This is a genomic window from Paenibacillus sp. J31R122 (assembly GCF_056269185.1).
In genome coordinates this window covers 51,052-66,019 of the sequence record NZ_JBWDNM010000024.1, presented here as the reverse complement: position 1 = coordinate 66,019, position 14,968 = coordinate 51,052, and the positions used below count along the sequence as shown (strand labels likewise).

The following is a 14,968-nucleotide window of genomic DNA, read 5'->3' as shown; positions in this document are numbered from 1 at the left end:
AACACGACCGTTAAGCCCTTCAGCGCCGATGGTACTTGGACCGCAGGGTCCTGGGAGAGTAGGACGTCGCCAAGCACGAATGACCTATCGCATGTATGCGATAGGTTTTTTTGTTATATTCATTACTTTATGAAATAATAAGTGCAAGGAGGCGAACAACATTGAATAGAAGCTTGAGGATAGAGGAAATGAATCTATCACATTTTACTGACAGCATAATGTTGTCGCAGTTTGCATTTCAAATGAAAAAAACGGACGAAGAAATTGAAGAGATGAAGTTACATTTTGAAGCGCAGCCAGCAGCACGCTATGCTGCATATGTTGAAAACCAGTTTGCTGCGCAAATGACTGTACTGAGTTTACACACTTTTATCGGTGGCAAAAGGTTTGCTATGGGTGGCGTAGCAGCTGTATCCACATGGCCAGAGTATAGAAGACAAGGGCTTGTAGCTAAGCTGCTTGTTCATGCACTGAAAGAGATGAAGGAGAAAGGCCAGAGTGTATCTTTACTGCACCCATTTTCAATTGGATTCTATAGAAAATACGGTTGGGAGACGTATACCGAGAATAAAGTGTATACAATTAAAACGGAACAGTTACCTGTACGTAAAGCTTTTGACGGTCGGATAGAGAGATGCAGAGATAAGGACTACAGCTTATTAGAACCGATATATGAGAAGTACGCCAGCCAATTTAATGGTACATTAGCACGAACAGAGCTATGGTGGAGTTATCGAATAAGCAAGAGAAAGCCTGGCCAATCTGCGATCTATTATGATCAAAATGGTGAAGCTCAAGGATACATCATATATGAAGTTAAGAATATGCATATGACCGTGCATGAGCTTGTTTATTTAAATGAGGCAGCAAGGTCGGCGATTTGGTCGTTTATTTCACAGCATGATTCCATGATTAAAGAGGTAACAATAACCGTTCCATCCAATGATAGGTTAACATATACTTTGCCTGACCCACGAGTCAAGCAAGAGATATTCCCATATTTCATGGCACGTATCGTTGATGCACAGGCATTTATTGGTCAATATATGTTCGCTCCAGATCATGCTGCGGATCAGATACCTATTCAGATAATGGATGAACACGCACCTTGGAATAATGGTATTTATAGTATTGAAATAGAGCCTTCGGGAAATGCTATTTTGAAGAGATTAGAGGAAATTGAAAGTACTGATTTCGCTATAAAAATAAATATAGGTATATTAACTTCACTATTGTTTGGCTACATTCGACCATTGGAATTAGCGTGTTTAGGACAAATTGAAGGTAATGAAGAGGTTATTAAACGCTTACATGTCCGTATTCCCGAACGAACTACGTATTTACCTGACTTTTTTTAAAGAATTACGGAATACAAGCTTATTTTATAGGGATATAGTTGCTATTGGCCTGTCTTGACAGCCCCTACCCCCTCTGATAATATTGCAATAATATACGTGAGAGGTATCGAAAATAAGGGAGGAACATACTCGTGTGGGAAACAAAATTCGCCAAAGAAGGGCTAACGTTTGACGACGTCCTGCTTATTCCGCGCAAATCAGAAGTGCTACCAAGAGAAGTTGATATTTCCATCAGATTAAGCGAGAACATTAAGCTAAACATTCCGCTCATTAGCGCAGGTATGGACACCGTTACAGAAGCGGCTTTGGCAATTGCGATAGCGCGTGAGGGCGGTATTGGTATTGTTCATAAGAACATGTCGATTACACAACAGGCGGAGGAAGTAGACCGTGTGAAACGTTCGGAGAGCGGTGTTATTACTAACCCGTTTTCACTTACGCCGGATCACCATGTTTATGACGCTGAGGAACTGATGGGCAAATACCGCATTTCAGGCGTTCCAATCGTTGACCGGGATAAAAAATTGGTCGGTATTTTGACGAACCGCGATTTGCGTTTTGTTCACGATTATTCGATTAAAATTAATGATGTAATGACTCGTGAAAATCTGGTAACCGCACCAGTTGGAACGACTCTTCAGGAAGCTGAAATTCTTTTGCAGAAACATAAGATCGAGAAGCTTCCACTTATTGATGAGTCGAACACACTCAAAGGTCTTATTACTATTAAAGATATTGAGAAGGCAATTCAATTCCCTAATGCAGCGAAGGATACACATGGTCGTTTGCTTTGCGGAGCAGCGGTAGGTATTTCGAAGGATACAATGGAAAGAACAGAAGCGCTTGTGCAATCTGGTATTGACGTGCTTGTTGTAGACTCGGCGCATGGACATCATATTAACATATTGAATACAGTACGCAAGCTGCGTGCAACTTATCCGGATCTGACAATTATTGCAGGTAACGTTGCAACAGGCGATGCTACTCGCGACTTAATCGAAGCAGGAGCATCCGTTGTTAAAGTCGGTATTGGTCCAGGTTCGATTTGTACAACTCGTGTCATTGCAGGCATTGGCGTACCGCAGATTACTGCAATATATGATTGCGCTTCGGTTGCTCGCGAATACAACATACCGGTTATCGCGGATGGCGGTATTAAGTATTCTGGTGATATTACGAAAGCAATTGCATCAGGCGCCAGCGCAATTATGATCGGAAGCTTGTTTGCAGGAACAGCTGAAAGCCCTGGCGAGACTGAGATCTTCCAAGGACGCAGCTTTAAAGTATATCGCGGTATGGGATCACTTGGCGCGATGAAGGAAGGCAGCAAAGACCGCTACTTCCAGGAAAACGAGAACAAACTTGTTCCGGAAGGTATTGAAGGACGCGTACCGTACAAAGGACCACTAGCTGATACCGTTCACCAACTGCTGGGCGGACTGCGTTCAGGTATGGGTTATTGCGGAACTGCATCTCTGGAAGAACTGAAAAACGATACGCAATTTGTTCGTATCACCGGTTCAGGACTTCGTGAGAGTCATCCGCATGATGTACAAATAACGAAGGAAGCGCCAAACTACTCCTTATAGAAGTAGAATAAGGCTATCCCGACATTAAAGAGACAGAGACAAGCGACATCGTTGCTTGTCTCTGTTTTTTTATAATGAAGGAATCTTCATTTCATCAACTATTCAAAGAGGTTTAATTGTTGCGGTTTGATATGTTACAATTAACATCGGACAAACCAAGTGGGAAAAGGGGAGACGACGTTGAAGGAAATGGTTAGACCGGCTCGATTAAAGACAGCCATCGCTGCAAGTATGGCAGCTTGTTTGATAGTGTTGTCACTAGGTTCAACGACAGTACAGGCACAGGGATACAATAACAGACCCAGCACAGAGAACTCATTAGGTTTACAGGTGAAAGCAGCTATTCTAATTGATGCCGATTCCGGTCAAGTATTATATGAAGTTAATTCTAATGAACCGCTTCCTGCGGCAAGCATGACGAAGCTAATGACGGAATATATCGTTCTGGAAGAAGTATCTAACAAGCGTCTATCGTGGGATACTGTTGTTACTACTAACGCGGAAGCAGCATCGACACCAGTTGACGGTTCATCCGTATTTCTAGCTCAAGGTGATAAACATACGGTTCTAGAATTATATAAAGCGATGGCAGTAGGATCAGCTAATGATGCGACAATTGCACTTGCTTCAGAAATATCAGGAAGCGAGCAAGGCTTTGTCGGGAAAATGAATGAAACAAGTCAAAAGCTCGGTTTGAAAACGGCTGTCTTCACATCGGCGACTGGTCTTGCGGATGATACAGTTATTTCAGCTTCAGATATGGCTAAGCTTGCGCGAATTATTTTGAAAGAGCATCCGGAGTTTCTAGAGTATTCGAAGCTTCAGGAATATAAATTCCGGGAACGTGATGATAAAGCAATTGTTAACATTAACTGGATGCTAGGTACGAATACTAATCAATCTGGATTGAAGCATTTGGCTTATGAAGGCGTAGACGGTATGAAAACGGGTTTTATTGGTGCTGCCGGTTATAACTTTACGGGAACAGTTAAACGTGGCGATCAACGCTTTATTAGCGTTGTAATGGATACTGCGACAAAGTCTGCCCGTTTCAACGAAACAGCTAAGCTTTACAACTATGGTTTTAACACATTTGAGAAAAAGACGGTTCTTGCACCAAAATCCGTGGTAGAAAAGCTTGAATCGGTTAAGATTAAGAAGGGTAAGAAAAAGAGCATTCCTGTCGTTACGGACAAGGACATAACGTTCATGGTGAAAAAGGGCGTTGAGCCGAAGATTGAGTTGAAAGAAAGCAAGATCAAATCAGAAGCCGAGCTTGTGGCACCGATTCCGGTTGGTACGGCAGTTGGTACTGTGACTTATCAGTATACGGATGCGGAAACGAAACAGACACTAGAGCATACGGTTAACCTAATTACGACAGAGGAAGCTGAAAAGGCAGGCTGGTTCCGCTTATTGTTCCGTTCTATTGGAGGATTTTTTAGCAGTCTATTCAATGGAATTGTCAATTTATTTTAATCCGACTTGAAAACAGGGGAATAAAGCAAAACAAGGGTTGTCGATTAAACAGGCTTCCTGTAAAATCAATGGTTAGAACAACTACGTTATAATAGATTTCAATGGATGAAAATAGGAGGATATTAAGCATGGAAACAGGTACATCACGCGTAAAACGCGGCATGGCAGAAATGCAAAAAGGCGGCGTCATCATGGACGTTATGAACGCCGAGCAAGCAAAGGTAGCTGAAGCAGCAGGTGCTACAGCAGTAATGGCTCTTGAGCGTGTCCCTTCTGATATTCGCGCAGCAGGCGGAGTAGCCCGTATGGCTGATCCGACAATTGTTGAAGAGGTTATGAAGGTAGTTTCGATACCGGTTATGGCGAAAGCACGTATCGGTCACTATGTCGAAGCAAAGGTTTTAGAATCAATGGGTGTTGACTATATTGATGAGAGTGAAGTGCTCACGCCAGCTGATGAAGTATTCCACATTAGCAAACACGAATTTACAATTCCATTCGTATGCGGAGCTAAAGATCTTGGGGAAGCTTTGCGTCGTATTCAAGAAGGCGCTGCAATGCTTCGTACAAAAGGTGAGCCTGGAACAGGCAATATCGTCGAGGCTGTTCGCCACCTTCGTCTAATTAACGGACAAATTCGCAAAATTCAAGGTTTGTCGAAGGACGAGCTTTATCATGAAGCAAAAATCTTAGGCGTAGCTTATGATTTATTGCTTGATGTACACGAGACAGGCAAGCTTCCAGTTGTTAACTTCGCCGCAGGCGGAGTTGCAACACCATCGGATGCTGCTCTAATGATGCATCTGGGCGCAGATGGCGTGTTCGTTGGTTCTGGTATTTTCAAATCAGACAGCCCAGAGAAATTCGCTCGCGCTATCGTTGAAGCAACAACACATTATCAAGATTACAAGCTTATTGCTGAAGTATCCAAAAACCTGGGTGCTCCAATGAAGGGCATTGAAATTTCCAAGCTTGATGCTTCACAACGTATGCAAGATCGCGGAATCTAAACTAGATAGTATAGGCGGCGCTGTCCTATAGGGCAGCGTTAGCCATTTATACTAGCACTTTGTATTATACTGGAGTTAATAGGGTCTGTAGAGCCCTTGCTCCGATTGTAAAGGAAGGCGACTAGAGCTATGAGGATTGGCGTACTTGCGCTTCAAGGCGCAGTAGCAGAGCATATACGAAGCTTAGAGGCGGCGGGCGCAGAGGCGGTCGCCGTTAAACGAATCGAGCAGCTTGATGAACTGCAGGGGCTTGTCATTCCCGGCGGTGAAAGTACAACGATCGGAAAGCTTATGCGTAAATATGGGTTTATGGAAGCTATTGCGGATTTCTCTTCACAAGGTAAGCCGCTTTTCGGTACCTGCGCTGGTCTTATCGTGCTTGCGGATAAGATTGAAGGACAAGAGGATGCTCATCTGCGTCTGATGGATATGACTGTTGCTCGGAACGCTTTCGGACGGCAGCAGGAAAGCTTTGAAACAGATTTGCAAGTAAAAGGTATTGATGAGCCTGTACGTGCAGTATTTATACGCGCGCCATTGATCAAGAAGGTAGGGGCCGATGTAGAGGTACTATCGACCTATAAGGATGAAATCGTTACAGCTAGGCAGGGTAATCTGCTTGCGGTATCCTATCATCCGGAGCTTACTGATGATTTCAGGCTGCATGCTTATTTCGTAGAGATGGTGAAAGAAGCAGCTGCCGGCAAGGCATAGTATCATAAGGTTACCTATATTACTCCTTTTGGAGAGGGGTTGATCCATAATGTTGGATGTGAAATTATTAAGAAATGAATTTGAGAAGGTTGAGCAGGCGCTGCTTAATCGCGGAGCATCGCTTGATCTTATTGCAGGTTTTCCAGTGCTTGACGCTAAGCGACGTGACTTGATTCAAGAAACGGAACAGCTGAAAAACCGACGTAATATGGTGTCGCAAGAAGTGGCTAAGCTCAAAAAATCCGGTGGAGACGCGGATGCTCTCATTATCGAAATGAGAGAAGTCGGTGATCGAATTAAAGAGCTTGACGATGAAATTCGTGAGCTAGAGGTTCGAGTTGACGAGCTGACCTTGGCAATTCCGAACGTACCTAGTGAAACTGTGCCAATTGGGAAATCGGAAGAAGATAATGTTGAGCTGCGTGTAAACGGCGAGCTGCCGACTTTTGATTTCGAACCGAAGGCCCATTGGGAAATCGCACAATCGCTCGGCATATTGGATTTTGAGCGCGCTGCGAAGGTTACTGGGTCACGTTTTACGTTCTACAAAGGTCTGGGCGCACGTCTCGAGCGAGCGTTAATTAACTTCATGATGGATTTGCACAGTGACCAGCACGGCTACGAGGAAGTGCTTCCACCGTACATCGTAAATCGCGATAGCTTATTTGGAACAGGGCAGCTTCCAAAGTTCGAAGAGGATTTGTTCAAAATCTCAGAATCGGAATACTATCTTATTCCTACTGCGGAGGTTCCTGTAACGAACCTTCATCGCGAGGAAATACTGCATGCGGACGAGCTTCCAAAATATTTTGTGGCGTACAGCTCATGCTTCCGTTCTGAGGCGGGCTCAGCTGGTCGTGATACTCGCGGTCTGATTCGCCAGCATCAATTCAACAAGGTTGAGCTGATTAAGCTGACGAAGCCGGAGGATTCTTACGAAGAGCTAGAGAAGATGACGGCGAATGCTGAGAAGGTACTGCAGCTGCTTGGCCTGCCTTATCGTGTTCTGGCGCTTTGCACGGGCGATATGGGCTTCACTTCAGCGAAGACGTATGACTTGGAAGTATGGCTGCCGAGTGCCGCTACATATCGTGAAATATCGTCTTGCTCGAACGTAGAGGATTTCCAAGCGCGCCGCGCGGCAATTAGGTTCAGAAGAGACGCGAAGAGTAAACCTGAGTTCGTACATACGCTTAATGGTTCTGGTCTTGCTGTCGGACGTACGTTCGCAGCGATTATTGAGAACTATCAACAAGCAGACGGATCAGTAACGATACCTGAAGTATTACGTCCCTACATGGGTGGTATTAGTTCGATTCAAGTACGATAAAAAAATTTTTTTACCACAGGACAAAATATACTTGCTTTTATTTTTTGTTCTGTGGTATACTATCTTTTGTCACGATTAGTTGATGGAGAGGTACCGAAGCGGTCATAACGGGGCGGTCTTGAAAACCGTTAGAGCGCAAGCTCACGTGGGTTCGAATCCCACCCTCTCCGCCATATTAACCAACTACATACATATACGCCCAGACGCCCAGCGTTTGGGCGTTTTTTGTTTTGTGCATGGTCGTATAAAAAGCAGTAAACTGCCGCATGTTAAGCGATGTGGAGGTGCTTCATACATGGGTAAATCAGATGAGCTTCAAATGAATCAGGACAATTTGGCAGATGCATGGCGGCAGACGCTGCCAGAGATACTGAAAAACGGCGATCGCAGCAAGGTGCTCCCGGATGAATCAGATGCGAAATCACTTCGTGTGACGATTGATACGGCTGGTCACCAAATGTTTTCGTTCGATTTTAAAGTAAGTTATGTAGATAGTCGAGAAGTAAAGGTTGAACTCGTTGATGTAGAGAAGGATAATGTCTCCGTCGATGAGCGTGGAGAAATTATTCAGCGGCTTATTCAGGATTATACAAGGCATTTGCATGAATGCGCACAAGCGCTACAACAATTGACGCATGCGTAGAGGAGACGTTGACTTATGACCAAAGCAAAAGGTACAGTCGATAAAAATTTATCTAATGTCGTAGAAGCTTTAGAGGTAGAGCCGGTTAACAGCCATCATGCGCAGCAATTGCAGCAGGACAAAAATGATCGCAGGCATCAAGATTCATTGAACTTTGACCAGCCTGTTGATTTGGAGCACCAGAAGAGCTAATAAAATTTCAAGCAGCTCTGAATTATTTTATAGGAGGGCTTCTATATGAGTAAGCCGAAGAGTATTCCAGTTCCAGGTGGCAATCCGCAGATTAACAAGCGGAGACGGGATAATGACGAAGGACAGCAGGAGCCATTATCCGGGTCGAAGAAGACGAAGCAGCATAATCATGTAAGTCATAACAACCCTCAGGGTTAAAAGCAAGCAAAAGCTAACGTTAAGGCTTATAAATCTGTAGGTCTTATGTCCCGTTTCAGTAATTTGAAACGGGATTTTTTGTATACAGCTTCTAAAACATGATGAGATAGGATAAAATGGAGGTGCTTATAAAAAGATAGGGGAGGATCACGTTTCATGAATAAGATTCAAAAACTGACGGTTATATTAGTGGCCGCATTAATGGTCATTATAACGGGATGCAGTTCGGCTAAACCGCCAAAGGAAGCTTTGCAAGCGGCAATGACGAAAATTTCAGCGGCAGATTCCTATGCAGTCACTATGTCAATGGGGGTAGATGAATTAGAGCTTGCATCTGATGCTGCTCTGCAAACGGATGTGGCTTCAGCTGCTATTATTGGTATGATAAAAGATGCGACTATTAAGGTTGACGCTATTTATAAGAAGGACCCAATGCGTACCGACATGAACTTGGAAATTGTGCTGCCAGGTGATATGGAAATGAAGCTGAATGTACCTATGATTATGACAAAAGAAATTTTATATGTGAAAATTCCAGATATTCCGATGCTAGGGCTGCCTGAGACCATTACAGGTAAGTTTATCAAGATTGATCTAAAGGAGCTTGCAGCTCAACAGGGCGGTGCTCAAATAGACGTTGACGCTCAGAAGAAGCTTAGTAAAGAGCTCGGAACAGTATTGCTGAAGCATTTTGACGAAAAAACGTATTTCAGTGAGCCGAAAGCGGAGGATGCTGGTGTGCCAGCAGACTTGAAGGCTGATCAAATTATTAGCTTTGAAATTAATGAAGGCAACTACGGTAAAACAGTCGAAACCGTTATTAATCAAGTTATGCCTGAAGTGCTCGACATCCTGCTTGCGAATGCAGATGAATTGAAGTCATTGAAGCTGGAAAAGACTGATATTGAGAAAGCAAAGGCAGACCTGGAAAGCAATAAAGCTAAGATGCTTGACGTGATGAAAAATGATGTGAAGGTAAATAAGCTAAAAGCTACAGGTGCCATTAAGGATGGCTATCTTGTCTATCAAGCGGCTCAAGTCAATGTGCAAGCGACGGAGAAGGAAAGCGGACAAAATATGAAGATTGGCTTCCATTTCAACGTTAGCTACTCCGATATTAACAAAGCTCCGAATTTTGAAAATGAGATTCCAACCGATGCGATCACAATGGAGCAGGTAATGCAGCTATTTCAAACGCCAGTAGGGCTGTAAGCTCGGACTCGGCTGAGTTTAAACGCAGTTGAAAAAAGCTGTTTCAAGGTTTTTGCCTTGGAACAGCTTTTTTTAGTGGTGCTATAAAGGATCAAAAGCTGCCTGGGGCAGGCGGTGGCGGTGTGTGCGTCTTTTTTGTTAGCGGCAATCAGTAAGACAACTGCAGTTGCGATATGAAGTATCATTCCGAGAATTGGAATCCAAGCGATCACGGATGTAATAATGCCAACGATGCTGCCTGCAATTGGTTTAGCTTAAATGAATTAAAACCATCTGCTTAGAAATTTGGCCCTAAAAAAGGGATTGCCCCTCAAGTAGATTTATCTACTTATGGAACAATCCCTTTGTCATTTTATTATGTGGCGCGCCCGAGAGGTCTCGAACCTCCTACCTACGGTTTAGGAAACCATCGCTCTATCCGGATGAGCTACGGACGCGCAGCACTTGTTATTTTATCATGGCAGGCTTGTTAAACGCAACTAATTGTGACAGCGGATCGTATCAAGCGATTAACAAAATGACGGAAGTGCTGACGTTCTCTATGGCAGCCAAGGACATGACAGTGACTGCAACAGTGGGCTTGGTGGAATCATTGGTAAGTTTCTAAAATAAGCTACAACATGATGGTTTTGGCCTTGCCATATGGCAAGGCTTTTTTCCTTAAAAAAGCTGATTTCATTCAATCAAAAGCCCTTTTGTTTGCTTATTTTAATGGCTCGCGGTTTATTAAACTGACCATATTTTTTCTCCGATGTACGCTTAGCACTAATCCCATTACCATTAATTCAATAATACCATTCGTTCCGCCATACGATACGAATGGCATGTTCATACTGTTCATAGGCAGTAGCCCGAACGACATAAGAATATTCCAAACGAAATGCAGACTGATGATTGAGAATAAACCAACGACAATGCCTCTGGCGTACACATCCTTCAGCTTCCTAACCATGCCGAACACTTTGCCAATCAGTAACAATGTTAACATGACAATAGCTATACCAAAAACCCAACCGAGACTATAGATCAAGTAAGTGAATACCATTTCACTTTGAATATAGCGGATCATCGTATTTTCAGCGCCAAATCCTTGTCCCCACATACCTCCTAAACGAATAGATTCCAAGGAACGCTGGAGCATATAGTTTGCATCCTCGGAAGCATTGGGATTTAGAAAAGCGGTGTACCGTTCCAATACGTTTTTATAGCGATATGGATCGATTGTTATAAACACCATACCTGCAGCTATTATTGAACCTACACTGGCTAAAAACAGTTTGTATGTTTTCGTAATAAACAGCATTAATAACGTCAGTCCGAATACATATGAGATAAGATTTAGATAGGAGTTTGCCTGACTATACAATATAGTAGGAACAATTGCATATAAAAGAACCATTTTACTGATGCGTAGTGAGTTACTGTATAATCCCTGCATCTCCTTCTGCTTAACAAGCAGCGTTCCTGCAAAAGCAATCATAAATAAATAAGGAGAAGTTCCATAAACATCAAAGGAAAAGGAGCCGATTGTGATCCAGCTTTTCGCACCATTGATTTCGATTCCAAATAAAATACAGGCTATCATCAGTAAAATCGTTCCGCTATAAAGGTACCACGAATACTTCTGCCACTTTCGATAATCCAAAAAATAAATGCCAATAATAAGTGAAACGCCTATCGCTGTAAAAAAAGATTTTCTAAAAAAAAATTGATATCCGCTTAAATTACTATGATCACTATAAGCAAACTGCACGGCATACATAGCAAGCAGGCCAATACCTACCATAACCGCGACAAGTGCGGCTAAGCCCCATTCCATAACCGGCTTATGAGCAGCATGAAGCTGCTTTCCGATTTTATTGGGATCACCCATCTGTGCTAATGCCGCTCGAACGGCCTCTTCCTCAGATAGTCCTTCGTTCCTCTTATCCTCCACCAGCTCGTCCAGATGACTCCTCATTTCAAGCTTAATGTCTTGATGCACATCTCTTGCCTTCACGTGGCCGCAAACCTGCGCTAAGTATTGCTTAATCGAATCATACTGAACGGGCTTATTATTCATGCATGTCCCTCCCCGATTACGCGGTCCACCGTCGTCCGAAACAACATCCACTCCTGCTTCTTCTCCTCCAACTGCCCTCGTCCACGCGCTGTAATGCGATAATATTTACGTTTACGGCTGCCTCCCTCATTCCAGTACGACTCAACCAGCTGCTCCACCTCAAGTGTATGTAGGATCGGATAGAGGGTTCCTTCTTTAAAAGTAAAAACACCGCTCGAGCTTTTTTCAATTTCTTTGGTCATTTCATATCCATACATTTCCTTACGATCAAGCAGTGTCAAAATGAGAATAACGGTACTACCTTTCATAAGTTCCTTATTAATTTTCATTACGTCCTCCTATTTATATATCGAATATCTATGCATTGAATATCTTTGTATAAGTATATAATCGTCCACCGCAGATTACAACATCAATTTAGGAATGGGTTCCAAAAAACCTATTTAATGATATATTTATGCATATCTTATCATTCTGCTAACGTATAAGTACATAAGTCACTTTAAACGGCTGTTCTCAATTTAAGGGGGGCAATACACAATGAATCAATCTTTCGGACTATATAAGGAAGAAAAAACGTAGGAATGCTTGGCCATTTACTGCTTTTAGCGGTAGGCTGCGAGCACTGGCGCTGCTTGTAGGGAGGCCCCGAGAAGCATGCATAGGATAAGAGCTAGACCTGGTTTAGCGATGGAGCGAGGTTTCTTAAACATGTGTTTGTAAATCTCCTTTCGATATATTTAGACAACTAAAAACCAAACTACGAGAGCATCCCCGCTGTCATGCCGCGTATAGGGCGGATTAGACCGGTTGCTTTGCGCCTGCCGCCTATTTAAACAAATGATAAAATAATAATTTATTATCTTAATTTATTTAGATATATATTAAGTGTTTATATCCACGAAAAGAAAATATAGGTATTACATTTGTCTCATATTCTTATATAATTTCTGTATTGTAGGAGGTTTTCCTGTGGCCATTTGCATTACTCAAGTGACAAAAATCAGACTGGCTCGTGTCGTATTTTTTGGAACGGCCATTATTTTTTTATTGTTGCTTATATCTTGTAGCAGTACGCATAATGATGTCGGCTACGAGGATGAGAGAGATTTCTCGCAGTTACCGATAGGAACGGCCTTCTATGTGTCCACAGACGGTGATGACCGTAACGAAGGAACCAGTGAGGGATCACCATGGCAGACACTTCAATACGCCGCGGATAAGGTGCCGGCAGGGAGTACCGTGTACGTCCTCGAAGGGGTATATAACCAGAAAGTCAAAATAACGCGTTCGGGCTCAGCAAGCGCTGGACCTATTACATTCGAGAGCTACCCAGAAGGGAAGGCTGTTTTGGACGGTAGTGGTTTATCTATAAGCTATGACGAAGGAATGATACAAATTGAGGATGCAAGCTACGTAATCATAAAGGGCTTTGAAATCTGTCAATATAAAACGAACAAACGGAATAAGGGACCTGCAGGCATTCTTGTACACGGCGCAGGTACAAATATTGAAATTAGAAATAATAGGATCCACGATATTAAAAATACGGCGAGGCTGCGCTCTAACTTGTCCGGACGCGATGCACATGGTATTGCCGTATATGGAACGAAAGCTCCTGAGTCATTAAGCAATATTGTGATTGATGGCAATACATTGAACAATCTCGTTCTAGGATCTAGTGAGGCACTTGCCGTGAACGGAAATGTAGATACATTTTCCATTACTAATAATGAAATATATAACAATGACAATATTGGCATCGACATAATCGGGTTTGAAGGAGTGTCTCCAGACGAAACGTTTGATCAAGCACGTAACGGTGTGGTTAGTGGCAACAAGGTTTACAATATTACTTCGTCATTGAACCCATCTTATGGACGAAAGCTACCGAATGGCTCCTATGGAGCGGGAGGCATATATGTTGACGGTGGCAAGGATACAATTATTGAACGAAACTACAGCTATAATAACGACATTGGTATTGAGATTGCCAGTGAACATAAGGGTAAAGCGACAAGCGGCATTATTGTACGCGGTAATGTCATATACGACAATTACTACACAGGTATTGCAATGGGTGGTTATGATAAGGAACGCGGTGCCACTGTAAACTGTGTTGTTATTAATAATACGTTATATGGGAATGGAAGCGCATATAATGAGGATGGACAGCTGCTGCTTCGGTATCATATGGAGGGTAATATTATAAAAGATAATCAAATTGACGCAAGCTTATCAAATGATTAATTTAAAAGTACCCATCACTTTGAAAATTAAACATTTTGCATACAAAAAAACTAGAATCATTGCTGATTCTAGTCATAGTAGCTTGAAGAAGAGAATATACGGTCGTCCCTAGATATTTGTTGGTTTTATAAGGATATCTCAAACCATTTCTTATCATCGGAATATTCTATTTTCACACATGGCTCCAATTGAGCTTTGGGATATTTGGTTTGCATACTTACCGAAGAATTGATTTTTTACCGGAAAGCTCAATCGATTTCTGGACGAGCACCGACATCGCGTCCACACAATAAGCAGAAAACTCTTTACTGATTTGAATACAGGATAGCTCCGTGCAGGCGATAATGACGCAATTGCAATTATCATTGACTAACAGTGAGTTAATAATACCTTCAAATTCAGATGGCTCTACCGGCAAGTTCCGTTTAACCTTGTTATATATAATGTCCATTACATGCTCTTGAATAGCCTCGCTTGGCATGTGCAGCTGCATATCATATTTATTGCAGCCTGTAAGATACACTCCGCTGCTTACGGTACCGTTGGTAGCCAAAATGCCGATTTTACAATGCTCACCATAGGTGTCGTAAATGACTTTCAGCGTCTCATCCACCATATTAATAATGTTTATCTCAGTCATTTTCTGCATATCGTTATAGAAATAGTGAGAGGTATTACACGGTATAGCTATATTAGAAACGCCTGCTGCTTCAAGCAATTTCAGGTCTTTAGCAACAGCTTCAAGGAAAACCTCGCCCTCATTAGCTAATATTACAGACGTTCTGTCTGGCAAGGTCGCATGGTTAAGAATGTACATATCGATATGCTCTTGATCACGATCCGCATCGGTCAATTCGATAATTTGTTCAAAAAATAACGAGGTTGCTTTAGGGCCCATCCCGCCTATCACGCCTAAACTTTTATGTTTCAT

Annotated in this window: 14 protein-coding genes, 2 tRNA genes and 1 rRNA gene; 13 read left to right on the top strand and 4 right to left on the bottom strand. The window is 42.7% G+C overall.

The window, feature by feature from the left end; all coding sequences use genetic code 11:
• From rrf to AC0YN7_RS27670, 12 genes are all read left to right on the top strand, one after another.
• A 5S ribosomal RNA gene (rrf, locus tag AC0YN7_RS27725) occupies positions 1-75 on the top strand; the annotation flags it as partial.
• An 86-nt stretch (positions 76-161) separates the two neighbouring features.
• Positions 162-1,358: a GNAT family N-acetyltransferase gene (locus AC0YN7_RS27720; protein WP_475813254.1), complete on the top strand. Its 1,197-nt coding sequence runs from the start codon at positions 162-164 to the stop codon at positions 1,356-1,358.
• 131 nt (positions 1,359-1,489) lie between these two features.
• Positions 1,490-2,947 carry an IMP dehydrogenase gene (gene guaB, locus AC0YN7_RS27715; RefSeq protein WP_475813253.1) on the top strand — a complete coding sequence of 486 codons (1,458 nt, stop codon included), beginning with the start codon at positions 1,490-1,492 and terminating at the stop codon, positions 2,945-2,947.
• A 189-nt stretch (positions 2,948-3,136) separates the two neighbouring features.
• Entirely contained in the window at positions 3,137-4,426 is a 1,290-nt protein-coding gene (locus AC0YN7_RS27710; RefSeq protein ID WP_475813258.1) for a D-alanyl-D-alanine carboxypeptidase family protein, read from the top strand.
• Between the two features lie 128 nt (positions 4,427-4,554).
• The gene (pdxS, locus tag AC0YN7_RS27705) at positions 4,555-5,436 is read left to right on the top strand and encodes a pyridoxal 5'-phosphate synthase lyase subunit PdxS (RefSeq protein WP_475813252.1); all 882 of its coding nucleotides are present in this window, start codon (positions 4,555-4,557) and stop codon (positions 5,434-5,436) included.
• Between the two features lie 129 nt (positions 5,437-5,565).
• The gene (gene pdxT / locus AC0YN7_RS27700; RefSeq protein ID WP_475813251.1) at positions 5,566-6,150 is read left to right on the top strand and encodes a pyridoxal 5'-phosphate synthase glutaminase subunit PdxT; all 585 of its coding nucleotides are present in this window, start codon (positions 5,566-5,568) and stop codon (positions 6,148-6,150) included.
• Positions 6,151-6,199: 49 nt separating this feature from the next.
• A complete protein-coding gene (gene serS, locus AC0YN7_RS27695) occupies positions 6,200-7,480 on the top strand; it encodes a serine--tRNA ligase (RefSeq protein WP_475813250.1) in 1,281 nt (426 codons plus the stop codon).
• Positions 7,481-7,564: 84 nt separating this feature from the next.
• A tRNA-Ser gene (locus AC0YN7_RS27690) sits at positions 7,565-7,653 on the top strand.
• A gap of 122 nt (positions 7,654-7,775) precedes the next feature.
• Positions 7,776-8,123: a hypothetical protein gene (locus AC0YN7_RS27685; protein ID WP_475813249.1), complete on the top strand. Its 348-nt coding sequence runs from the start codon at positions 7,776-7,778 to the stop codon at positions 8,121-8,123.
• Between the two features lie 15 nt (positions 8,124-8,138).
• Positions 8,139-8,315, top strand: coding sequence for a hypothetical protein (locus tag AC0YN7_RS27680; RefSeq protein WP_475813248.1), 177 nt, complete (start codon positions 8,139-8,141; stop codon positions 8,313-8,315).
• 45 nt (positions 8,316-8,360) lie between these two features.
• Positions 8,361-8,513, top strand: a complete 153-nt coding sequence (locus tag AC0YN7_RS27675; protein WP_475813247.1) for a small acid-soluble spore protein P — start codon at positions 8,361-8,363, stop codon at positions 8,511-8,513.
• A gap of 156 nt (positions 8,514-8,669) precedes the next feature.
• On the top strand, positions 8,670-9,725 hold the full coding sequence (locus AC0YN7_RS27670; RefSeq protein WP_475813246.1) for a hypothetical protein: 1,056 nt from the start codon (positions 8,670-8,672) through the stop codon (positions 9,723-9,725).
• Positions 9,726-10,085: 360 nt separating this feature from the next.
• Here AC0YN7_RS27670 and AC0YN7_RS27665 read toward each other — a convergent pair.
• From AC0YN7_RS27665 to AC0YN7_RS27655, 3 genes are all read right to left on the bottom strand, one after another.
• A tRNA-Arg gene (locus AC0YN7_RS27665) sits at positions 10,086-10,162 on the bottom strand.
• A gap of 266 nt (positions 10,163-10,428) precedes the next feature.
• Positions 10,429-11,787 (bottom strand): FtsW/RodA/SpoVE family cell cycle protein, encoded by a 1,359-nt coding sequence (locus AC0YN7_RS27660; protein WP_475813245.1) that lies wholly within the window; start codon positions 11,785-11,787, stop codon positions 10,429-10,431.
• Complete coding sequence (locus AC0YN7_RS27655; RefSeq protein WP_475813244.1) at positions 11,784-12,116, bottom strand: PadR family transcriptional regulator; 333 nt, start codon at positions 12,114-12,116, stop codon at positions 11,784-11,786. The genes AC0YN7_RS27660 and AC0YN7_RS27655 overlap by 4 nt, the downstream gene beginning before the upstream one ends.
• Positions 12,117-12,759: 643 nt before the next feature.
• Between AC0YN7_RS27655 and AC0YN7_RS27650 the strand changes: the two genes are divergently transcribed.
• Positions 12,760-14,037 carry a right-handed parallel beta-helix repeat-containing protein gene (locus tag AC0YN7_RS27650; RefSeq protein WP_475813243.1) on the top strand — a complete coding sequence of 426 codons (1,278 nt, stop codon included), beginning with the start codon at positions 12,760-12,762 and terminating at the stop codon, positions 14,035-14,037.
• Positions 14,038-14,254: 217 nt separating this feature from the next.
• Here the strand turns inward: AC0YN7_RS27650 and AC0YN7_RS27645 are convergent, their stop codons facing one another.
• Positions 14,255-14,968, bottom strand: coding sequence for an aspartate/glutamate racemase family protein (locus AC0YN7_RS27645; protein ID WP_475813242.1), 714 nt, complete (start codon positions 14,966-14,968; stop codon positions 14,255-14,257).

What these genes read in the sequence shown, in the direction of transcription:
- serS (WP_475813250.1), top strand. Translation starts at nt 6,200, where the DNA reads ATGTTGGATGTGAAATTATTAAGAAATGAATTTGAGAAGGTTGAGCAG.
- pdxS (WP_475813252.1), top strand. Translation starts at nt 4,555, where the DNA reads ATGGAAACAGGTACATCACGCGTAAAACGCGGCATGGCAGAAATGCAA.
- pdxT (WP_475813251.1), top strand. Translation starts at nt 5,566, where the DNA reads ATGAGGATTGGCGTACTTGCGCTTCAAGGCGCAGTAGCAGAGCATATA.
- AC0YN7_RS27655 (WP_475813244.1), bottom strand. Translation starts at nt 12,116, where the DNA reads ATGAAAATTAATAAGGAACTTATGAAAGGTAGTACCGTTATTCTCATT.
- AC0YN7_RS27685 (WP_475813249.1), top strand. Translation starts at nt 7,776, where the DNA reads ATGGGTAAATCAGATGAGCTTCAAATGAATCAGGACAATTTGGCAGAT.
- AC0YN7_RS27710 (WP_475813258.1), top strand. Translation starts at nt 3,137, where the DNA reads ATGGTTAGACCGGCTCGATTAAAGACAGCCATCGCTGCAAGTATGGCA.
- AC0YN7_RS27645 (WP_475813242.1), bottom strand. Translation starts at nt 14,968, where the DNA reads ATGAAACATAAAAGTTTAGGCGTGATAGGCGGGATGGGCCCTAAAGCA.
- AC0YN7_RS27675 (WP_475813247.1), top strand. Translation starts at nt 8,361, where the DNA reads ATGAGTAAGCCGAAGAGTATTCCAGTTCCAGGTGGCAATCCGCAGATT.
- AC0YN7_RS27670 (WP_475813246.1), top strand. Translation starts at nt 8,670, where the DNA reads ATGAATAAGATTCAAAAACTGACGGTTATATTAGTGGCCGCATTAATG.
- AC0YN7_RS27680 (WP_475813248.1), top strand. Translation starts at nt 8,139, where the DNA reads ATGACCAAAGCAAAAGGTACAGTCGATAAAAATTTATCTAATGTCGTA.
- AC0YN7_RS27660 (WP_475813245.1), bottom strand. Translation starts at nt 11,787, where the DNA reads ATGAATAATAAGCCCGTTCAGTATGATTCGATTAAGCAATACTTAGCG.